At 65.9% G+C, this 20,726-nt stretch carries 17 protein-coding genes; 10 read left to right on the top strand and 7 right to left on the bottom strand.

All coding sequences use genetic code 11. The features are described from left to right. The first annotated feature begins 104 nt into the window (after positions 1–104). Positions 105–1,310, top strand: a complete 1,206-nt coding sequence (locus tag DUPY_RS03250) for a zinc-binding metallopeptidase family protein (RefSeq protein ID WP_070246337.1) — start codon at positions 105–107, stop codon at positions 1,308–1,310. On the opposite strand, the gene DUPY_RS03245 is transcribed toward DUPY_RS03250, so the two are convergent. Further along, a complete protein-coding gene (locus tag DUPY_RS03245) occupies positions 1,237–2,031 on the bottom strand; it encodes a transglutaminase-like domain-containing protein (protein WP_070246335.1) in 795 nt (264 codons plus the stop codon). The genes DUPY_RS03250 and DUPY_RS03245 overlap by 74 nt on opposite strands. Positions 2,032–2,242: 211 nt before the next feature. Here DUPY_RS03245 and DUPY_RS03240 point away from each other — a divergent pair, with 211 nt between their 5' ends. From DUPY_RS03240 to DUPY_RS03220, 5 genes are read left to right on the top strand one after another with little or no spacing between them, the layout of a single operon-like run. Next, positions 2,243–5,587, top strand: a complete 3,345-nt coding sequence (locus DUPY_RS03240; protein WP_070246333.1) for a transglutaminase family protein — start codon at positions 2,243–2,245, stop codon at positions 5,585–5,587. Between the two features lie 41 nt (positions 5,588–5,628). Further along, positions 5,629–8,217 (top strand): circularly permuted type 2 ATP-grasp protein, encoded by a 2,589-nt coding sequence (locus tag DUPY_RS03235; protein WP_070246331.1) that lies wholly within the window; start codon positions 5,629–5,631, stop codon positions 8,215–8,217. Next, the gene (locus DUPY_RS03230; protein WP_084640518.1) at positions 8,214–9,152 is read left to right on the top strand and encodes a transglutaminase family protein; all 939 of its coding nucleotides are present in this window, start codon (positions 8,214–8,216) and stop codon (positions 9,150–9,152) included. Before DUPY_RS03235 ends, DUPY_RS03230 begins: the two co-directional genes overlap by 4 nt. 60 nt (positions 9,153–9,212) lie before the next feature. Then, positions 9,213–9,425 (top strand): hypothetical protein, encoded by a 213-nt coding sequence (locus tag DUPY_RS03225; protein ID WP_070246327.1) that lies wholly within the window; start codon positions 9,213–9,215, stop codon positions 9,423–9,425. Continuing rightward, entirely contained in the window at positions 9,422–9,943 is a 522-nt protein-coding gene (locus tag DUPY_RS03220; RefSeq protein ID WP_070246325.1) for a PIN domain-containing protein, read from the top strand. Before DUPY_RS03225 ends, DUPY_RS03220 begins: the two co-directional genes overlap by 4 nt. Before the next feature lie 5 nt (positions 9,944–9,948). On the opposite strand, the gene DUPY_RS03215 is transcribed toward DUPY_RS03220, so the two are convergent. Next, complete coding sequence (locus DUPY_RS03215) at positions 9,949–10,695, bottom strand: SDR family oxidoreductase (protein ID WP_070246323.1); 747 nt, start codon at positions 10,693–10,695, stop codon at positions 9,949–9,951. A 123-nt stretch (positions 10,696–10,818) separates the two neighbouring features. Between DUPY_RS03215 and DUPY_RS03210 the strand changes: the two genes are divergently transcribed. The 4 genes from DUPY_RS03210 to DUPY_RS03195 all read left to right on the top strand — a co-directional run bounded on the left by DUPY_RS03210 (position 10,819) and on the right by DUPY_RS03195 (position 15,045). Beyond that, positions 10,819–11,697: a LysR family transcriptional regulator gene (locus tag DUPY_RS03210; RefSeq protein ID WP_070246321.1), complete on the top strand. Its 879-nt coding sequence runs from the start codon at positions 10,819–10,821 to the stop codon at positions 11,695–11,697. A gap of 159 nt (positions 11,698–11,856) precedes the next feature. Next, entirely contained in the window at positions 11,857–12,942 is a 1,086-nt protein-coding gene (locus DUPY_RS03205; protein WP_208599988.1) for a catalase family protein, read from the top strand. A 19-nt stretch (positions 12,943–12,961) separates the two neighbouring features. Continuing rightward, positions 12,962–13,675 carry a hypothetical protein gene (locus DUPY_RS03200; RefSeq protein ID WP_070246319.1) on the top strand — a complete coding sequence of 238 codons (714 nt, stop codon included), beginning with the start codon at positions 12,962–12,964 and terminating at the stop codon, positions 13,673–13,675. Continuing rightward, positions 13,675–15,045, top strand: coding sequence for a Dyp-type peroxidase (locus DUPY_RS03195; RefSeq protein ID WP_070246317.1), 1,371 nt, complete (start codon positions 13,675–13,677; stop codon positions 15,043–15,045). Before DUPY_RS03200 ends, DUPY_RS03195 begins: the two co-directional genes overlap by 1 nt. A gap of 13 nt (positions 15,046–15,058) precedes the next feature. On the opposite strand, the gene DUPY_RS03190 is transcribed toward DUPY_RS03195, so the two are convergent. The 5 genes from DUPY_RS03190 to DUPY_RS03170 all read right to left on the bottom strand — a co-directional run bounded on the left by DUPY_RS03190 (position 15,059) and on the right by DUPY_RS03170 (position 20,574). Beyond that, positions 15,059–15,433, bottom strand: a complete 375-nt coding sequence (locus DUPY_RS03190) for a hypothetical protein (RefSeq protein ID WP_070246315.1) — start codon at positions 15,431–15,433, stop codon at positions 15,059–15,061. Between the two features lie 67 nt (positions 15,434–15,500). After that, positions 15,501–18,608, bottom strand: coding sequence for an efflux RND transporter permease subunit (locus tag DUPY_RS03185; protein ID WP_070246314.1), 3,108 nt, complete (start codon positions 18,606–18,608; stop codon positions 15,501–15,503). A gap of 6 nt (positions 18,609–18,614) precedes the next feature. Further along, positions 18,615–19,724, bottom strand: coding sequence for an efflux RND transporter periplasmic adaptor subunit (locus tag DUPY_RS03180; RefSeq protein ID WP_070246312.1), 1,110 nt, complete (start codon positions 19,722–19,724; stop codon positions 18,615–18,617). Beyond that, a complete protein-coding gene (locus DUPY_RS03175; RefSeq protein WP_070246310.1) occupies positions 19,721–20,296 on the bottom strand; it encodes a hypothetical protein in 576 nt (191 codons plus the stop codon). Before DUPY_RS03175 ends, DUPY_RS03180 begins: the two co-directional genes overlap by 4 nt. Continuing rightward, positions 20,293–20,574, bottom strand: coding sequence for a hypothetical protein (locus tag DUPY_RS03170; protein WP_070246309.1), 282 nt, complete (start codon positions 20,572–20,574; stop codon positions 20,293–20,295). The genes DUPY_RS03175 and DUPY_RS03170 overlap by 4 nt, the downstream gene beginning before the upstream one ends. Between the last annotated feature and the right edge of the window lie 152 nt (positions 20,575–20,726).

Here is a 20,726-nt window from a genome sequence, read left to right as displayed (position 1 = left end):
GATTGCGAGGCATAGTCTTACACGAGCGTTGCAAGCCTGAATTTACTGTTAGATTGTGAAACTACAACATCTCCACTTCCACAACTTCTGATAACCGGTGCCAAATGAAAACGTTCCACTGTGACAAGTGCTCCCAGCAAGTGTTTTTTGAAAATACCCACTGCTCGAACTGCGACAGCATGCTCGGCTTTCAGCCTGGAATGCGCACCATCAATGCCTACGAACCGGCCGATAACGGCCTGTGGCGCAGCCTGAACAAAAAGGATGCCGGCAAGCTGTACAAGCAATGCGGTAACTACGTGGAACACAATGTGTGCAACTGGATGATCCCGGCCGAGGACGAGCATGAACTGTGCGAGTCTTGCCAGCTGACGGTGGTGATCCCGACGCTGTCGTCGGAAAAGAACCACATTCTCTGGTCGCGCCTGGAAACCGCCAAGCGCCGCCTGCTGTTTTCGCTGTCGGCGCTGAACCTCACGCCCAACTCGAAAGAAGATGACCCGGAAGCCGGCCTGGCGTTCCAGTTCCTCGAAGACGGCGACACGCCCGACGAATGCGTGATGACCGGCCACGACGACGGCCTGATTACGCTCAACATCGCCGAAGCCGATCCGGCCGAGCGCGAACGCACGCGCGAGCAGATGCACGAGCGCTACCGCACGCTGCTCGGCCATTTCCGCCACGAGAGCGGCCATTATTATTTCGACCGGCTGGTGGTCGATACCGCGTGGCAGGACAGCTTCCGCGCCCTGTTCGGCGACGAACGCGCCGATTACAGCGAAGCGCTGCAGCGCCATTACAAGGACGGCCCGGTGGCCGACTGGGAACAGCGTTTCGTCAGCAGCTACGCCAGTTCCCATCCGTGGGAAGACTGGGCCGAAACCTGGGCCCACTACCTGCACATGATCGACACGCTGGAAACCGCGCACGCGTGCGGCCTGTCGCTCAAGCCCGCGAAGGCCGACGAACCGTCACTCGACGGTGTCACTCTGCCCACCACCCGGGTCGAAACGTTCGACGACACCATCTCCGACTGGTTCGCCCTGACCTATGTGCTCAACAGCCTCAATCGCAGCATCGGCATGCCGGATTCGTACCCGTTCAAGCTCAGCACCCCGGTGCTGGAAAAACTGACCTTCGTGCACAAGGTGGTGGCCTCGTACAAGAAGACCGGCATCAGGAATTTGCCGAAGCCTGCAAGAAAGCCCACGCCTGAGCCCGCAAGCAATCTCGACACTAAGCCGGCGGCGCCAGCAGCTCCACCGCCACCTGCATCAGCACCGGCGGCGACGCCGGTCCAAACTGGTTGAAGATCGCCACGTCGGCGGCGTCGTGTCCGTAAGCGAGCGTGACGCGGCCGCCGCGCGCGTTGGGCTGGGTGGGATCGAAAGTGTACCAGCGCCCGCCCACCCAGGCTTCGAACCACGCATGCTGGTCCATCGGCACCAGACCGTGCAGATATCCCACCACCATCCGCGCCGGGATGCACAGGCTGCGGCACAGGGCGATACCCAGGTGCGCCAGGTCGCGGCACACGCCTTCGCGGCGCAGGTTGACTTCGGTGGCGGTCATCTGGCCGTACACGGTGGCCGGATCGAACCGCACCTCGCGCCGGATCCAGTCGCAGAGTGCGGCCACCTGGTCGTAGCCGGGCGCCACGCCGGCGACGATTTCCGCCGCCATGGTGGTGAACTGCTCGGACTCGCAATAGCGGCTCGACAGCAGAAAGGTCAGCACGCCGTCCGGCAAGTCCTGCACTGCGTCGAACGGCGCGCCGGGCGCCACGTCGATCTCGTCGGCAGTCATCACGTCGGCCGTGGTCTCGATGGAAAATTCACCGGCGGGCGCCACCAGGCGCTGGCACAGGTTGCCATACATATCGGTAAATTCCACGACAGGAACACTGGGTGTGAGCGTATAGGACTCGCGCGCCACCCATTGCTGGGCGCCGCTGCGCGCCCGCAACATCAAGATGAACGGCGTGGGAGCGTCGAGGGTGAAGCCGAGGGTGCAGGCAGTGCGCAGCCACATGGGGAATCGCTTTCAAGTTCGGGATGGTCTGCACCATAATGGCGCACCGCGCTGGGAATTTGACCACAACGCATCTTATCATCGACACTATCATCAAGAAACGTGCCTGCGGTGCGCGGCGTGTTACGCTGGGATATCAGGTATGAATCATGCTTAAACAAGCTCATCGCGATGACTCAAGGTCGCGCCCAACATCGAAAAGGCATTCCGCATGGCTATCCGTATCGCGCTGCACCACAAGACCAGTTACCGTTATGACCGCCTGGTCAACCTGTCGCCGCACGAAGTACGCCTGCGCCCGGCTCCCCATGCGCGCACGCCGATCCTGTCGTACTCGCTGACGGTGCAGCCCGAAGACCATTTCATCAACTGGCAGCAAGACCCGTACGGCAACTACATCGGCCGTTTCGTGTTCCAGGAAAAAACCGACGTACTCGACTTCACGGTGGACCTGGTGGCCGACATGACCGTGATTAACCCGTTCGACTTCTTCGTTGAGAAATACGCCGAGAAATTCCCGTTCGTGTATCCCGAACAGCTGACTGCCGAACTCAGCCCCTATCTGCGCACCGAAGCGGCCGGTCCGCTGGTGAAAGAATGGGTGGAGTCGGCCCGCACCGCCCTGCTGGCCGAACCGATCCTGACCAACGACTTCCTCGTCGCCATCAACCAGCGCCTGCAACTCGATATCGCCTACCTGCTGCGCATGGAGCCGGGCGTGCAGGCGCCCGAAGAAACGCTGCAAAAGCGTTCCGGCTCGTGCCGCGATACCGGCTGGCTGCTGGTGCAGATCCTGCGCGAGCTGGGCCTGGCCGCGCGTTTCGTTTCCGGCTACCTGATTCAATTGCGCGCCGACCAGGAGGCGCTCGACGGCCCCAGCGGCGCGGCCGAAGATTTTACCGACCTGCACGCGTGGACCGAGGTGTACATCCCCGGCGCCGGCTGGATCGGCCTCGACCCCACGTCCGGCATGCTGGCCAGCGAAGGCCATATTCCGCTGGCCTGCACGGCGATGCCGTCGTCGGCCGCGCCGGTGAGCGGCTATACCGACCAGGCCGAGGTGACGTTCTTCCACGAGATGACGGTCACCCGCATCCACGAAGACCCGCGCGTGACCAAACCGTATTCGGAAGCGGACTGGCACAAGATCGACCAACTGGGCCAGCAGGTCGATGCTGACCTCAAGCGCCAGGACGTGCGCCTGACCCAGGGCGGCGAGCCGACTTTTGTCTCGATCGACGACATGGACGGCGCCGAATGGAACACGCTGGCCCACGGCGACAAGAAGCGCGAACTGGCCGGCAACCTGATGCACCGCCTGAAAAACCATTTCGCGCCGGGCGGCATGCTGCACTACGGCCAGGGCAAATGGTACCCGGGCGAGCCGCTGCCGCGCTGGGCCCTGAATATCTTCTGGCGCGTCGATGGCCAGCCGATGTGGTACGACGCGTCGCTGTTCTCCGACGATCACGTCAACGATGGCTATGGCAGCGACGAAGCGGCCAGCTTCATCGCCGAACTGGCCAAGAACTTGCGTCTGCCCGCCAACAGCCCGATTGCCGCCTATGAAGACGTGCTGCTGCAAGCCCAGCGCGAACAGGCGCTGCCGCGCAATATCGATCCTCTGCAGGCCGACCTGAAGTCGCCGGAAGAACGGCGCCGCCTGGCGCGCCTGCTCGAGCGCGGCCTGGGCCAGGTGGCCGGCTACGTGCTGCCCTTGAAGGCTGCCGACTACGATCCGTCGGTCATGTTGGGCACCAACTGGCGCACCTCGGCCTGGCCGCTGCGCCGCGAACACCTGTACCTGCTCGAAGGCGATTCGCCGATGGGCCTGCGCCTGCCGCTGTCCACGCTGCCGTGGGTCCTGCCGGAAGAGCGAGAAGCCGACCTGGAATTCGACGTCGATCCGTTTTCGCCGCGCGGCGCACTGCCGGTCGCAAAAAAAGACAAGCGCCCGGTACTGGGCCTGGCAGCCGGCAAATCAGCCGATCAAGCCAAGGTGCGCACGCCGCAAGACCCCGCCGCCCGCGACGTGATCCACACCGCGCTGTGCGTGGAAGTGCGCGGCGGCCGCCTGCACGTGTTCATGCCGCCGCTCAAACGCGTCGAGGACTACCTGGCGCTGGTGTCGGCGGTGGAGAACACTGCGTCCAAGCTAAAGCTCAAGCTGCGCCTCGAAGGCTACGCGCCACCGCGCGACCCGCGCATCAAGCTGCTCAGCGTAACGCCTGATCCCGGCGTAATCGAAGTGAACATCCACCCGGCAGCGAGCTGGAATGAGCTGGTCTATAACATGTCCACGCTGTACCAGGAAGCGCGCTTAACGCGCCTGGGCACCGAAAAATTCATGCTCGACGGCCGCCACACCGGCACTGGCGGGGGCAACCACGCCACGCTCGGCGGCGCCACCGCCGAAGACAGCCCGATGCTGCGCCGCCCCGACCTGCTCAAAAGCCTGATTACGTACTGGCAGGTGCACCCGGCCTTGTCGTACCTGTTCTCGGGCACCTTCATCGGACCGACCAGCCAGGCGCCGCGCGTCGATGAAGCACGCGACGACAACCTGTACGAGCTGGCGATTGCCTTCCAGCAGATGGACCAGGTGCTGCCGACCATGCACGACGGCGACAAGCCGTGGATGGTCGACCGCCTGCTGCGCAACATGCTGGTCGATTTGACCGGCAATACGCACCGCTCGGAATTCTCGATCGATAAGCTATATTCGCCGGACGGTCCCACCGGCCGCCTGGGCCTGGTGGAATTCCGCGCCTTCGAAATGCCGCCGCACGAGCGTATGAGCTTGCTGCAAATGTTGCTGCTGCGCGCGCTGGTGGCGCGCTTCTGGCGCCAGCCGTTCCAGGCCAAGCTGGTCCACTGGGGCACGGCGCTGCACGACCGCTGGATGCTGCCGCACTTCGTGGCGCAGGATATCCGCGACGTCGCGCGCGACCTGCGCGCCTCCGGCTACGAGTTCGAGGAACACTGGTTCGAGCCGTTCATCGAATTCCGCTTCCCGCGCTTCGGCACCGTGGTCTATGAAGGCGTGGAAATGGAACTGCGCCAGGCCATCGAGCCATGGAATGTGCTGGGCGAGGAAGTCTCCGCCGGCGGCACCGCGCGCTATGTCGATTCGTCGGTGGAGCGCATGCAGCTGCTGGTGCGCGGCCTCACGGACGGGCGCCACATCGTCGCCTGCAACGGTCGCATGCTGCCGCTGCATCCGACCGGCGTGCCCGGCGAATACGTGGCTGGCGTACGCTTCCGCGCGTGGAGCCCATGGTCGGCGCTGCACCCGAGCATCCGCGTGCAGGCGCCGCTCACGTTCGACCTGGTCGATACCTGGAGCGGGCGTGCGATTGGCGGCTGCACCTACCACGTGGTGCACCCGGGCGGACGCAGCGAGGCCGGTTCACCGGTCAACGCCAACGCCGCCGAGGCGCGCCGGTTTGCGCGCTTCTGGCCGCACGGCCACACGCCGGGCCCGATGACTGTGATGAAAGAGGCACACAATCCGAGCTTCCCGATGACCCTGGACTTGCGTTGGCAGCCGTATTGACCTATTGTTTCGTTCCAGCAATCGTTCTATAGTCTCGCGCCATGCCATCTCCCCTTCTCGCCCATTACCTGGCCGCGCCCGACAGCTTCGATGAAATGCTGGACGCGGCCAGGGTGCCGCGTGCGCACTGGCGCGCCATGCTCGACAACCTGGGCCTCGAAGCGCCGGGCATGATGCGCCAGCGTAACGAGATGGTGCAGCGCCAGGTGCGCGAAAACGGCGTCACCTACAACGTGCCGGCCGACCGCGATGGCCGCCAGCGGCCGTGGGACCTGAACGCGCTGCCGCTGATCCTGCCGCCCGACGACTGGGCCGTGATCGAGGCGGCGGTGATCCAGCGCGCCACCCTGCTCAACAAGATCCTCGGCGACGTCTATGGCGAGCAGCAGATGCTGCGCGAAGGGCTGCTGCCGCCGGCGCTGATCCACGGCCACGCGGGCTTTTTGCGCCCCTGCCACGATATCGGCCACCTCGAAGACGTCGCCCTGCACTTTTACGCGGTGGACCTGGCGCGCGCACCCGATGGCCGCTGGTGGGTGGTTGCCGACCGCACGCAGGCGCCGTCGGGCGCCGGCTATGCGCTGGAAAACCGCGCCATCATTTCCCCCACCTTCCCCGACCTGCTGCGCGAATTGAAGGTGCAGCCGCTGTCGCAATTCTTCCGCACCATGCACGACAGCCTGGTGCACTGGGGCCGGCTGTGCGCGGCCAGCGGCGACAAGCCGGCGCCGCTGCGCGAAGGCGACGTGCCGCTGATCGTGCTGCTCACGGCCGGTCCGCGCACCGCCAGCTATTACGAACAGGCTTACCTGGCGCGCTATCTCGGGCTGGCGCTGGTGGAAGGCGGCGACCTGACCGTGCGCGACGGCGTGGTCTATTTAAAAACCCTGGCTGGGCTGCATCGGGTGCACGTGATCCTGCGCCGGGTGGACGACGAAGCGTGCGACCCGCTGGAACTCGACAGCTCGATGCTGGGCGTGGCCGGCCTGACGCAAGCGGCCCGGCGCGGCAACGTGGTGGTGGCCAACAGCCTCGGTTCCAGCCTGCTGGAATCGGGCGCCCTGCTCGGCTTCCTGCCGGCGCTGTCGCGCCGCCTGCTGGGCGAACCGTTGAAAATGCCGTCGGTGGCGACCTGGTGGTGCGGCGAGCCGGCCGCACTGGAAGCGGTGATCGAAAAGCTCGACCGCCTGGTGATCAAGCCCAGTTTTGCCCAGCGTCCGCAATCGGCGGTGTTCGGCCGCGACCTCGATGGCACCGCGCGCGAGGCGTTTATCGCCGGCCTGCGCGCCGACCCGAACAATTTCATCGCCCAGGAAGTGGTGCGCCTGTCCCAGGCGCCGGTATGGAAAGGCGGCATTACCTCCGGCCTGCAGGCGCGCGCCGTGGGCCTGCGCGTGTTTGCCTGCGCCACGCCGAACGGCTACGTGGTCATGCCGGGCGGCCTGACGCGGGTGGCCACCGGCCACGATGCGCGCGTGCTGACCATGCACATGGGCGGCGCCAGCAAGGACACCTGGGTGCAGGCGCGCACGCGGGTGGATGTGCAACGGCCGCAGCACCGCAGCATCACCAGCGACAACCTGGTGCGCGAAGACACCAACCTGTCGAGCCGGGTGGCGGAAAACCTGCTCTGGTACGGCCGCCACGCCGAGCGCTGCGACAATATCGGCCGCCTGCTGCGGGTGGCGCTGCACTTCCTGTTCAACGTCCGCTTCGACCAGCGCGGCGCCGAGTGGGCCACGGTGGAAGCGCTGTGCATCCATTTCCAGCTGCTCGACGCGGCCAAAAAACCGGCGCCAGTTCCCGCGCAGACGCAGTCGCAAACTTCAGGCGGCATGACGCAGACGCAAACGAGTGCGGCGCCAGCCACCATCTTCAGCGACGCCGAAATCGAATCGGCGCTGCTGCTGGCGGTGGTGTCGCCCGACGTACCCGGACTGGCGCGCCAGCAGCGCCAGTTGCACCGCGTGGCCGGCCAGTTGCACGAACGGTTTTCGGTCGATAACTGGCGCGCCCTGAACCGCATGGTGCAGCCGGCCGTGCATCCGGGCGAACGGCCGTCGCAGTCGGCCGCGATGACCATCCTCGACGACGCCGCCGCCTCCCTGATGATGCTGGCAGGCTTTGCGCTCGACGGCATGACGCGCGACCTCGGTTGGCGCTTCATGTCGATCGGCCGCCGCCTGGAGCGGCTGCAGTTCCAGTGCGAAGTGCTGCAACGCGCGCTGGCGATGGACCATAACGGCAACCTGGACTGGTTGCTCGAACTGTCCGACAGCATTATCACCTACCGCGCCCGCTACCGCGCCCAGCCCGAATGGCTGCCGGTGCTGGACCTGCTGCTGTGCGACGAGAGCAACCCGCGCTCGGTGCTGTTCCAGATCGACGGCATTCTCGGCACGCTGCGCCGCATCAAGCAGACCCACGGCGACTGCGGCGCCGAACTGCTACTGCCGCTGCGCGACGAACTCGGTGCGCTCACGCCATGCACCGACCTGGCCCACGGCAACGACATGCTGGGCGCGCTGCTCAACCGGATCCAGCTTGCCAGCGCGGCGCTGTCCGAGCATCTGAGCGTACAGTTCTTCAGCTATACCGACAATGGACAGCAGCGGAAGCGCACATCATGAAGGTTCCTATGATCGAGTGGCCGATCGGCGCAGTGGCCTGCGCCCGTTACCGCGTGGTCCACGAGACCCGCTACCAGTACCAAAGCACGGTCACGCTGTCGCAGCAGTACCTGCACATGACACCGCGCCCGTTCGCCTGGCAGCACACCGAGTCGCACCTGGTCTGGCTCGACCCGGTGGTATCAGAAGGCCGCGACGGCGTCGATTACTTCGGCAACAACGTGCGCCACGTGGCGCTCACGGTGCCGCACGACAGCCTGCTGGTGCACGCCGAATCGACCGTGCTGCTGCGCGCGCGCCCTACCCTGGCGAGGATCACCGCCACGCTGCCGTGGGAGAGCGTGCGCGACATGATGGGCAAGGAAAAAAGCGCGGCCACGCTGGAGGCGTGCCGCTACCTGTATGCGTCGCCGCACGTGCACTGGTTCCCGGAACTGGAAGCGTACGCGCGCCTGAGCTTCACGCCGGGCCGGCCCCAGCTCGACGCCGCGCTCGACCTGACCCGGCGCATTTTTGAAGACTTTGAATTCGACAGCAAGGCCACCGAGATTTCCACGCCGCTCGAACAGGTGCTCAGTGGCCGGCGCGGCGTATGCCAGGATTTTGCCCAGCTGATGATCGGCTGCCTGCGCAGCATCGGCCTGCCGGCGCGCTACATCAGCGGCTACATCCTCACCCACCCGCCCGAGGGCAAGCCGCGCCTGGTCGGCGCCGACGCCTCGCACGCGTGGGTCTCGGTGTATTGCCCGTCGCTGGGCTGGGTCGATTTCGACCCGACCAACCGCTGCCTGGTGCAGCACGAGCACATCACCCTGGGCTGGGGACGCGACTTCAGCGACGTCACCCCGATGCGCGGCATCGTGCTCGGCGGCGGCCGCCAGGAACTCGACGTGCAGGTGACGGTGACGCCGTTGCCGGTGCTGGGCGGGGCCTGACAGCACGACATCCTGCGTCCATTGGAGTAGACTGGTCGGACATATTCGGGGAGGTGAATCATGACGGCACTCACGCGAGCAACCGGGCTGAAAAATGTCGATCCCGCGTTGCGCAAGAAAAAGCCGGAGGCGGCAGCTGTTACCGGCGCCCACGCCCGCAGCGTCAAGTTGCAGCAGGATCAGGCGATCGAGGCTGCTTTCGGCCTGTTAAAAGGCAAAGATGTTCTACCGTTGGATGCTTTGCAGTTTGAGCGTGACATGCGAGACGAATGAGCACGCGTGTCCTTATAGACAGCAACATCGTGATCGATCTGTTGAACGGTATTGCCGAGGCAAAGACAGAGTTGCTGTACCACGCTGATCGGGCAATCAGCGCAGTGACCTGGATGGAATTAATGACCGCGTTCCATGCGCAGCGTGAAAGCTTTGTGATGGCATCTGAAGATTATGATACTTCCGTCATTTTTCTCAACGTCTTTCCGGTCATCGATATCGATAAGGCAGTGATGGGTAAAGCGGCGGAACTTCGCGGGCACAGTCTGGTCGAACGAAGCAAAAAGAAGCTGGCGTTGCCCGACGCGATCATCAAGGCGTCGTCAGAAGTGACCGGGCGGACGTTAATTACGCGCAATACCAAGGACTTTTCAAACGACGATCCGCTTGTGCGAGTGCCTTATATCGCGAAAGTTTCTCATCGTTCACCAGCGATCACTCCGAACATATTCACTGCCAAAGCAGACCTGATCGTCGTGATCAGTGATGTAGCGGAACCTCCTACATTTTCGCGCTAATCCTGCTAGCTGTACTGCACCAACATCCCCAGCGCCTCATCGAACTGGCCCTTCGCTTCCGCCTCGCGGAAATAGCGCACCCGCTCCACGCACACCTCGGTGGGCGTCGGTGACGCCTGCAGCAGCGCCATCACTTCGTCGGCAAATGCATCGAGCGGCATGCTGTTGGGGTCCTGCGACTGGCCGGGCGTGAGCTCGGTCTGCACTTGCGGCGGCACGATCTCGATCACTTCCAACTTGCCGGCGAGCAGAGGCCGCAGCGCCGCCGTGTACGAGTGGATCGCCGCCTTGGTGGCGCCGTAGGTGGGCGCGGCCGGATAGGGCACGAAGGCCAGGCCGGACGAGACGTTGATGATTGCCGCGCCAGGCTGGGCGCTCAGGTGCTCGATCAGCGCATTGGTCATGCGGATCGGTCCGAGTACGTTGGTGGCCAGCATCTGCTGCGCGTCAGCGATGTCGCGGCGCGCCGTCACCTTTTCCGCGCTGTACACGCCGGCGTTGTTGACCAGGATGTTCAGTCGCGGATGCTCGGCGCACACTTGGCGCACGAACGCTTCGACTCCGGCATCGTCCGTCACGTCGAGGACGTAGGCGGACATGCGAGCGCGGCCGGCGATGGCCTCGTCGAGCGCCTGCTGCCGGCGTCCGGTCACGATGACGTGGTTGCCGGCGTCGTGCCAGCGGTGCGCCAGTGCCTGCCCGATGCCCGAGCCGCCGCCCGTGACCAGTATCGTGTTGCCAGTGTGTTCCATGGTTTTTCTCCTGTGGTTTGCCATGCCGATGCACGCATCGGCGCCTGGCGCAATCGTAAGGCAAGGGCCGGCGCCTGCACAGCTGCTAAGATCGGAACACCGTGTCTCAAAACTGGAACGACGATGGACCTTGCCGCAATCACCGATTTCAACCTGGTCGCCAAACACGGTGGCTTCGGCGCCGCCAGCCGCGCCAGCGCCATGTCCAAGGCTACCCTGTCGCGCCGCGTGCGCGAACTCGAGGAAAGCCTCGGCGTGCGCCTGATCGAGCGCGGCGTGCGGCCGCTGCAGTTGACCGAAGAAGGCGCCGCACTGTATGCGCGCACCGAGGAACCGTTCGGTGCCATTGCCGATACCGTGCAGGCGATCAAGGCCGGGCTGAAACACCCGAGCGGACGCTTGCGCATCAGTGCACCGCTGCTGTTTGTCAATATGTCATTGGGTCCGCTGGCAGCTGCGTTCGTGGCGGCCTACCCCGACGTGCTGCTCGAAGTGACCACCGACGACGGCTTTGTCGACCTGCGCGACGGCGCGATCGATGTCGTCATCCGCGCCAACCCGCGCCCCGACGACGACCTGGTTGGCCGCTGCTTTCTCACCAATCCGCTGGTCCTGGTCGCACCGCCAGGCTTGCCGCGCCCGGCCGACGATCACCAGCCTTTCCCGGCCGTGATGCGCACCGGGATGGAGGACGGCGAGACCTGGATCGTCGTCGACGCGGCAAACGGCGCCACCCGTCATTATCGTCCGCAGGCGGTGCTGCGGCTGTCCTCCCCGCTCTCGATCCGCGATGCCGTGGTCGCAGGCGCGGGCGCCGCGCTGGTGCCGGTGGCGATCGTGGCCTCCGATGTCGCGGCGGGCCGCCTGGTGCACTGGGGCGCCTCCACCCGGCCGCCGATCGAGGTCTGGGTACTGCATGCATCGCGGCGGCTGGTGAGCACCAAGGTGAGCGCGTTCGTGAACTTCATCTGCGAGTATTTCAAGCCGACGGAAAAACGCTGACAGGCCTATACCCTTTTTGTGGCGTCGCCGTCCTTGACTGCACATCGCGCAACCGGGTCAACCGTGTCGCGCATCCCGGCAAAATAATGGTATTTTTGTAAAATAAAAAAGCACTACCGTTCTTTTTATCTCGCTTTCATTCAACATGCGGAGGTCACCGTGACACCCCTGCCCTACACTCCCGACGTCGAAGTCCCTGCCCCCGACGAGCAACAACTGATCGCCAGCATCGTCGAGCAGATGGCCGCCTCGTCGCGCTGCGCCTTCGAACGCCACCGCCACGCCATCCGCGACGCCCACGCCAAGTCCAACGGCCTGCTCAAGGGCGAGTTGATCGTTCACGACAACCTGCCACCCGCCTTGCGCCAGGGCGTGTTCGCCGCTCCGCGCACCTATGCCATCGTGGCGCGGCTGTCGTCGGCGCCCAGCGACATCCACTCCGACGAAATTCCCGCTGCGCGCGGCTTCGCCTTCAAGATCATCGGCGTCGAAGGCGAGCGCCTGGTGCCCGACATCACCGGCCATAACCAGGATTTCCTGATGGTGAACTTCCCTGCTCTCGCTTTCGGCACGCTGCCCAAGTACCAGCGCATGCTGAGCCTTTTGGAAGCCAATGCCCAGGCGCCGGACACCTTCCAGCGCCTGGTGGCCGGCACTGCGCACGGCGCCAAGCAAGTGCTGGAAAGCCTGGGCGGCACGCCCGGCGCCACCCTCGACGGGCTGGCGCGCGACAACCACCATCCGCTGGGCGAGACCTACCACACGCAAGCGGCGCTGCGCTACGGCGACCATATCGCCAAGCTGTCGATTGCGCCAGCATCGAACGAGGTGCGCGCGCTGCACGGCAAGAACATCGACGACATCGGCTACGCCGGCATGCGCGAAGCAATCAGCGAATACTTCGCAACGCAAGGGGCCGAGTACACGCTGTCGGTGCAGCTGTGCGCGGACCTAGCGCGCATGCCGGTCGAAGACGCGGCCATCGCGTGGCCAGAGGAACTGTCGCCGCACCAGCCGGTGGCCACCTTGCGCTTCGCGCCGCAGTCCACCGCGCATCCGGCGCGCCAGGTGTATGGCGACGACTGCCTGTCGTTCAATCCCTGGAACGGCGTGGCCGCGCACCAGCCGCTCGGCGCCATCATGCGCGTGCGCCGGGTGGCGTACGAGCGCTCCACCGCGTTCCGCCATGCCATGAACGCGCGCCCGCGCGTGGAACCGGCCCAGGCGTCCGACATCCCCGATTAACCGACTACAGGAGCAACACATGACCGACACTACCCCAAATGCCAACACCGGCGACCCACGGCTGCAGGATGAGACAAGACTCGAGGCGATCCGCCGCCGCATCGACGCGGTTGCGCACGACGCGCCGCACCTGGCCAAGATCGCGCTGGAAGCCATGGTGCGCAAGCACAATCCCGAGCTGAAGGGCACGGCCAATTCGGCCGGCCGCGCCGGCAAGCAGTCGGGCAATGTCTCGGAGCTCACCGCCATTGCCGCCCTCAAGCCGGGCGGCGCCGAGCGCCTGCGCCGCATCTTCGATCTCACCAACGGCAATATGGACGGCGCCCAGCGCGTCTCCACCCTGCACGACATGCGCTTCGTCTTCTTCGACAACGACACCCGCATCCTGTTCGCCACCACTTACGACGGCGACTGGGACAGCTACATCAACGACTTCGCCACCAAGATTCCCGAGCTGATGGACCTCCTGTTCGCCAACATCGAAGGCTGGCCCGGCATCGACAGCCCGCAAGTGAAGGACTTCATCGCCGGGCACCAGATCGATGCTGCCGGATGGTTCGTGGCCAACCCGCAGGTGACGGTGGTCGATACGCGCCGCTTCCAGCGCATGGACCGCGCCCTGACCGCCTTCCTCGACCAGATGGCCGCCAACCCGCCGCAGGACGAGGCCACGCGCCGCGCCCTGGAGACGCTGGGCGCGGCCATCGGCCAGCCGGAAGGAGTCGATTACTGATGAGCATACTAACCAACCTCAAGACGCGTCTGACAGGCGAAAAAGCCGCCCTGGCCCTCGACGACATCCAGGCCCTGATCCTGCGCTCGCGCCCGGAGCCGTACGTGGGCGTGCACGCGATGCTGCATATCGACGACGCGGCCGGTGGCCGCGACCTGCTGCGCCGCATGGCCGGCCACGTGCCGTCCGCGGCCGGCTGGACCGATGACCGCGATGCCTGGATGGGCCTGGCCATCAGCTTCCAGGGACTGAAGGCGCTGGGCGTGCCGCAAGCGTCGCTCGACACCTTTCCACTGCCGTTCCAGCAAGGCATGGCGCAGCGTGCGGAGCAGCTGCGCGACTTCGGCAGCAACGCGCCCGAGCATTGGGACGAGGCCTTTGCACCCGGCGCCTGCCACATCGCCCTGACGATCTACGCGCGCGACGACGCCGCACTGGCGGTGGCGCTGGACCAGGCAATGAAAGAACTGGACCAGTCGAGCGGCGTGACCCTGGTGGGCCGGCACGCGTTCGGCGCGGACGCCGACGCGAAAAATCCGTTCGGCTTTCGCGATTCGATCTCGCAGCCCTTCGTCGCCGGCAGCGGCGTGGAGCCGCTGCCAGGCCAGGAGCGGGCGATCGCGGCCGGGGAATTCATCCTGGGCGAGAACAGCGAAACCGGCAAACCGGTCGCCATGCCAGAACCGCCGGAACTGGGCCGCAACGGCTCGTTCGTGGTGCTGCGCAAGTACGAGAGCCAGGTGGGCGCCTTCAACGATTTCGTGCGCAGCCAGGCGCAGTCCGAGTCAGACGAAGAACTGCTGGCCGCCAAGCTGGTGGGGCGCTGGCGCAGCGGTGCGCCGTTGCCGCTGGCGCCCGAGCGCGATGATCCCGAGCTGGGCGCCGACCCGCAGCGCAATAACGGTTTCGACTTTTCGCGCGACCCGCGCGGGCTGGTGTGCCCGCACGCTGCCCACATGCGCCGCCTGAATCCGCGCGACAGCCAGCTCTCCATCCTCACCGATGTGAACATCCACCGCATCATCCGGCGCTCGTCCACGTATGGGCCGAAGTGGCATCGCGAGCTGACCGCGCAGGACGACACTGGCGAGCGCGGCATCTATTTCATCTTCATCAGCGCGCGCGCCTACGACACCATCGAATTCCTGCAGCAGGAATGGATCAACCGCGGCAACTTCATCGACCTGGGCACCGAGCGCGATCCGGTGGTGGGCCTGCACGAGACGCCCGGCACATTCACCATCCCGCAGCAGCCGGTGCGCCGCCGTGTCGATGGCGTAACCACGTTCAATCGTCTGCGCGGCGGCGAGTACCTGTTCATGCCGTCGCTGGGAGCGCTGCGGTGGATTGCCGACGCCCGTTGGTCATGACAACGGGCAGCGTTTACTTGACCGCGAAACGCACACTCACGGTAGTCTTGTCCGGCAACACGATGGATGCGACCACCTTGGCGCCTGCTTCGAGCCTGATGCCATCTTTTGCGACCAGCGTGTTGGCGCCGCCGGCGGACAACGTTGCCACCGTTTTCTCGGCTCCTTTCAGCACGGTAAGCGTGCCGCTGCCACCGGCCATGGCCAGGCCCTTGCCATGGTCGTCCACGTAGATGGCGGTCTTGCCGTCCTTGTTCACCAATTCAAACGACAGGTCGCCGGCGCTCTTGACGATGCCACCGTGCCTGGCCGGGCTCTCGTGCGCCAGCGCGGTGTGGGATGCGGCCAGCGCAAGCGCCAGGGTCAGTGCGGTGATGAGTTTTTTCATGTTTTACTCCATTCGATGATGCTGTGGCGGCTGACAGGGCCGCCGCCACGTTGGCCCGCTTGCAAAGTCAATACGTATCGTCGCCGTCCCGCGCCAGCAGGCGCTCCAGGGGCCGGCGTCCCACCCGCCAGAAAATCAGCGGCGTGAGCAAGGTGTCGAGCAGGGTCGAGCTGATCAAGCCGCCGAAAATCACCACCGCTACCGGGTGCAGGATCTCCTTGCCCGGCGCGTCCGCTGCCAGCAGCAGCGGCACCAGCGCGAACGCCGCCACCAGCGCCGTCATCAGCACCGGCGTGAGGCGTTCGAGCGAGCCGCGCACGATCATCGGCCAGCCGAAGGCGGCGCCCTCGAACTTGCACAGGTTGACGTAGTGGCTGATCTTCAGGATGCCGTTGCGGGTGGCGATACCGGCCAGGGTGATGAACCCCACCATCGAGGCCACCGACAACGACACGCCGGCGATCCACATCGCCACCACGCTGCCCACCAGCGCAAACGGGATATTGCCCATGATGACCAGCGCCAGCACCGCCGAGCGGTAGCGCGTGTACAGCACCAGGAACACCAGCGCCAGCGACGCCAGCGACAGGCCGGTGATCAGGCGCTGCGCCTGTTCCTGCGCCTGGAACTGGCCTTCGATGCTGATGAAGTAACCCTCGGGCAGCGCAGTCTTCGCCACACCCCGGCGCACGTCACCGATGATGCGCGACATGGCCGAGCCGTCGGTGTTGGCATACACCACGATACGGCGACGGCCGTTCTCGCGGCCGATCTGGTTGGGGCCGTCGCCCTCCTCCACCGTGGCGATGCTCGATAACGGTATGCGCCCGGCCGGGCTGTCGAGCATCAGGCGGCCCAGGTCCTGCGGCCCACGATGCTGGTCGCCCAGCCGCACCACCAGGTCGAAGCGGCGCGCGCCGTCGATGATCTGCGTCACCCGCGTGCCCTCGGACATGGCTTCGATGGCGGCCAGCACCTGGCCCGTCGCCAGTCCCACTTGCGCCGCCTTGCGATAATCGACCCGCACCTTGATCTGCGGGATCAGCACCTGGCGTTCCACCGACAGGTCGACCAGGCCCGGCACCCCGGCCAGCTGCGCGCGCAGGGTGTCGGCCAGGCCGCGCAAGGTGTCGATGTCGTCGCCGACAATCTTGACGGCGATCTGCGCGCGCACGCCCGAGAGCAGGTGGTCGAGCCGGTGCGAGATCGGCTGGCCGATCGCCACCGAAGCGGGTATCGCCGCCAGCTGGCTGCGGATGGCCGCCATCACCTGCTCGCGGCTACGCGCCGACGGTTGCAAATCGACGTCGAGTTCCGACGAGTGCACGCCTTCGGCATGTTCGTCGAGTTCGGCGCGGCCGGTGCGCCGGCCTACCTTGACCACCTCCGGCACTTGCCCGATCAGGGTTTCGGCCAGTGCGCCCATGCGGTTGGCTTCGGCCAGCGAGGTACCGGGCGCCAGCGTCATGCCCATCACCAGCGAACCTTCGTTGAACGGCGGCAGGAACGCGCGCGGCAAGAACGGCACCGTGGCTGCGGCGGCCACCACCACGATCACGGCGCCAGCGACGATGGCGCGCAGGTGGCCGAACGACCAGTCGAGCAGCCTGGCGTCCCACGCTTTCAGGCGCGCCACCAGCGGGCTGTCGCCGTGCTGCAGGCGCTTCATCTTCGGCAGCAGAACCATCGCCAGCACCGGCGTGACCGTCATCGAGACCAGCATCGACGCCAAAATCGAGGCGATGTAGGCGATGCCCAGCGGTGCGAACAACCGTCCTTCGATGCCCGGCAGTGCAAACAGCGGCACGAATACCAGCACCACGATCACGGTGGCGTACACGATCCCGGAGCGCACCTCGACCGATGCGCGCCAGATCGTCTCGAGTACCGACACCTGTGGCGTATTTTGCTCGAAGCGCTGTTTCAGCCTGCGCTGGATGTTCTCCACATCGACCACCGCATCATCGACCAACTCCCCGATGGCGATCGCCAGGCCGCCCAAGGTCATCACGTTGATCGATTGTCCGAGCCAGTGCAACACCAGCGCGGTCACGCCGAGAGAAAGCGGAATGGCCACCAGCGAGATGATGGTGGTGCGGGCGCTGAGCAGGAAGGCGAACAGCACCACCGCCACCAGGATGGCGCCGTCGCGCAGGGCATCGACCACGTTGCCGATCGACGCTTCGATGAAGTCGGCCTGGCGAAACAGCACCACCGGAGCGGCCAGGCCGGCCGGCAAGCCCTGTTTCAGTTCGCCCAGCGCAGTTTCGATGTCGGCGGTGAGGCGCACGGTGTCGCCGGTGGGCTGCTTTTGCACGCTGACGATGACGGCCGGCTTGCCATCGAGGCCAGCGTCGCCGCGTTTGAATGCCGGAGCGTAGCGCACCGCAGCCACTTGCTCGAGCAGCACGGGGGCGCCGTTGCGGTAGTCCACCGCCAGGCCGCTCAGGTCTTGCAGGCGGTCGGTGCGGCCAAGGTTGCGGATCAGGTATTCGCGGTTGTTCAGATCGATGAAGCCGCCGCTGGTGTTGCCGGCAAAGCCCTGCAAGGCGTTGCTCACCTGCGCCAGCGAGATGCCAAATTGCGCCATGCGCGCGGTATCGGGTTCCACCCGCAACTGGCGCACCTCGCCGCCGATCGGGATCACCTGCGACACCCCGGGTATCGACAGCAACCGTGGCCGCAGCACGAAGTCGGCATATTCCCTGGCCTTCATCGGGTCCGTCCGGTGCACGTCAATCGGCAGCGCGATCAGCATGATCTCGCCCATGATCGACGACACCGGCCCCATGACTGGCGCCAGCTTGCCGGGCAACTGCTGCTTGACCAGCGCCAGCCGCTCGGCCACCAGCTGGCGGTTGCGATAGACATCGGTGCCCCAGTCGAATTCGGCATACACGATGGACAGGCCGATGCCCGATACCGACCGCACCCTTGTTACGCCCGGCATGCCGTTCAGGGTGGTCTCGATCGGAAACGAGACGATCTGCTCGACTTCCTCCGGCGCCATGCCGCCGGCCTCGGTGAGCACGGTGACCACCGGCTTGTTCAGGTCGGGGAACACATCGACCGGCGTGCGCGACGCGGTCCACGCGCCATAGACCATCAACAGCGCGGCCGCCACCAGCACCGGCAGCCGGTTGTGCAAGCTGAATCGTACGATTGCATTGAACATGGCGCCCTACCGGATCTGGTTGATCAGGGAACTGCCGGAAACCACCACCCGGTTCTCGGCACTCAGGCCCCGGGTGACGATGACCGTGCGCGCGTCGAGCGCCTGCACCTGCACCGGCTGGGCGATGAAGCGCATGGCGCCGGACTTGATCCACACCACCGTCTGGTTGGCGGGATTGCGCGCCAGCGCGGCAGCCGGCAGCGCAATGCCCTTGACCACGCTGCGCTGGCGCACCAGCACCGTGACCGGCTGGCCGACGGCCAGCGGCAAATCCTTGCCCTGCGCCCGGAAGCTGATCGGCACGGCGCCGTCGCGCAGGCTGCGCGCGCCGCCCAGCACCGTCAACTGCGCATCGGGCGCGGCCGGCAAGGTGGCGCTGGCGATGCGCCCGGCCAGCGTTACGTCGGTGGCCCATGCTTCGACCATCACCTGGCCCGGATCGACGATCTCGAACAGCACGTCGCGCGGCTCGACGATCTGGCCGGCCAGCACATTGTGCGAGGCGATCACGCCATCGGCCGACGCCACAATGGCCACGCTGCCGCGCACTGCGGCGCCGATCGCCCTTTCGCGGCCGGTGAGACTGGCCAGTTCCATGCGGGCGGCGTCGATGTCTTTTGCCGGCACCGTGCCGTCGAGGCTGATGAGGCGCGCCAGCCTGCGTTCGGCCAGCGCGCGCATCGCCTGCAGGTCGGCCAGCGCGGCCTCCTGGCTGGCGCGGTCCGCGCCGCTGGAGACAGGCCGCAGCCGCGCCAATACTTGCCCCTTGCGCACGCGCTGGCCGGCAACCGGCAAGCCTTGCGGCGCCGGTTCGATCTGGCCGGCGAACGGCGCCTGCACGCGCCCTCCCGCGTTGGGGTCGATGGCGATGCGGCCGTTGAGTTCGACCGTCAGCAGATGCTCGGCTTCCACGGCCTTGATGGTGCGGATCTCCATGCGGCGCTGCGCCAGCTTGGGTACGTTGACGCTGCCGTCGGGCAGGCGCGCCAGGCCACTGCCGGTTGGCGACGTTTGGGCGTCGAGGTGTTCGCCATTGGGGCCGTGGGCGCCGGGCGAGGCGATGGCGGCGATGCTGACGAACGTGGACAGCAGCGCTGCCGGGTAGATGTTTTTCATGTTGGTTGTTCCTGGCGTGGCAGTTGACCGTGGGCGCGGCGCGAACGCCAGCGGACCAGTGCGACGGCGGCGATGACCAGCGGTAGCGACAGCAGCCACCACCAGCGGCTGACCGGCGCATGGTCATGCGACACCTGCGCCGTTACTTCCAGCGTGCCATCGAGCAGGTCGCTCTCGCCGTCGGCGACCAAGGTGAACAGCAACGCGTGCTTGCCCGGCCTGGACAACGCCGCGAGCAGCCTGGGATCGTCGAAGGCGTAGTCGCCGATGTCGGCATGGAAGCGCGCCTGCGCCTTGATACCTTCTACCTCGACGTCGAGCTTGCCGTCCAAGACCGGCGCGTTGGTCTCGTAGCGGTCGATCATGACCGACAGTTCGCTGCCCGACAGCGTACCGACCAGTTCGAACAGTTCGCTGAAGGTTTCCACGCGCGGCGCCGTGCCGCCGGTACTCGCGGCCGCCGCGCCGTCGAGGTGTTCGCCGTTGGGACCGTGGGCGCCGGGGGACGCCAACGTGACAGTGCAGGCGCCGGCGGCCAGCGCCAGCAGCAAGATGGAGATGAGTCTTTTCATGGCAGGATTCCTTGTGCCTGGTTCAATCGGGCATGCGCCAGGCCGAGCGCCACGCGTTGCTGGCGCACCGCGACTTCGGCTTCGTGGCGCAAGGTTTGCGAGCGCAACAGTTCGGCGAGGCTGCGCTCGCCGAGCTTGAACGCTTGCTCGAACAAGGCGGTGTGCTCGCGCAGCAGGCCGGCGCGGACGGTGGCCGCCTGCAGCGCTTCTTCCACGTCCACCAGTTGCTGGCGCGCTGCCGTAAAGTCCAGTGCAAGTGCCGCCTGCGCCTCGCGCAACTCGGCCGAAGCGGTGGCCAGCTGGGTGGCGGCCAGCGTTTCTGCCGGCCGGTTACGCAGCTTGCCGCCGAGCGGGACGTGGACGGCGATGCCGATGCTGCGAGTCGATTATCGCAAGGCGGCGCAAGTGGGACTGGCGACGGGCCTGGTGC

The sequence above is a fragment of the Duganella phyllosphaerae genome (assembly GCF_001758785.1).
GTDB lineage: Bacteria > Pseudomonadota > Gammaproteobacteria > Burkholderiales > Burkholderiaceae_D > Rugamonas > Rugamonas phyllosphaerae.
The sequence above is the reverse complement of the archived record's forward strand: the minus strand, read 5'-3'. Positions and strand labels throughout refer to the sequence as shown.

Bases quoted from the DNA above. Each gene is read 5' to 3' on its own strand.
- DUPY_RS03250 (WP_070246337.1), top strand. From the start codon at position 105: ATGAAAACGTTCCACTGTGACAAGTGCTCCCAGCAAGTGTTTTTTGAA.
- DUPY_RS03245 (WP_070246335.1), bottom strand. From the start codon at position 2,031: ATGTGGCTGCGCACTGCCTGCACCCTCGGCTTCACCCTCGACGCTCCC.
- DUPY_RS03240 (WP_070246333.1), top strand. From the start codon at position 2,243: ATGGCTATCCGTATCGCGCTGCACCACAAGACCAGTTACCGTTATGAC.
- DUPY_RS03235 (WP_070246331.1), top strand. From the start codon at position 5,629: ATGCCATCTCCCCTTCTCGCCCATTACCTGGCCGCGCCCGACAGCTTC.
- DUPY_RS03230 (WP_084640518.1), top strand. From the start codon at position 8,214: ATGAAGGTTCCTATGATCGAGTGGCCGATCGGCGCAGTGGCCTGCGCC.
- DUPY_RS03225 (WP_070246327.1), top strand. From the start codon at position 9,213: ATGACGGCACTCACGCGAGCAACCGGGCTGAAAAATGTCGATCCCGCG.
- DUPY_RS03220 (WP_070246325.1), top strand. From the start codon at position 9,422: ATGAGCACGCGTGTCCTTATAGACAGCAACATCGTGATCGATCTGTTG.
- DUPY_RS03215 (WP_070246323.1), bottom strand. From the start codon at position 10,695: ATGGAACACACTGGCAACACGATACTGGTCACGGGCGGCGGCTCGGGC.
- DUPY_RS03210 (WP_070246321.1), top strand. From the start codon at position 10,819: ATGGACCTTGCCGCAATCACCGATTTCAACCTGGTCGCCAAACACGGT.
- DUPY_RS03200 (WP_070246319.1), top strand. From the start codon at position 12,962: ATGACCGACACTACCCCAAATGCCAACACCGGCGACCCACGGCTGCAG.
- DUPY_RS03195 (WP_070246317.1), top strand. From the start codon at position 13,675: ATGAGCATACTAACCAACCTCAAGACGCGTCTGACAGGCGAAAAAGCC.
- DUPY_RS03190 (WP_070246315.1), bottom strand. From the start codon at position 15,433: ATGAAAAAACTCATCACCGCACTGACCCTGGCGCTTGCGCTGGCCGCA.
- DUPY_RS03185 (WP_070246314.1), bottom strand. From the start codon at position 18,608: ATGTTCAATGCAATCGTACGATTCAGCTTGCACAACCGGCTGCCGGTG.
- DUPY_RS03180 (WP_070246312.1), bottom strand. From the start codon at position 19,724: ATGAAAAACATCTACCCGGCAGCGCTGCTGTCCACGTTCGTCAGCATC.
- DUPY_RS03175 (WP_070246310.1), bottom strand. From the start codon at position 20,296: ATGAAAAGACTCATCTCCATCTTGCTGCTGGCGCTGGCCGCCGGCGCC.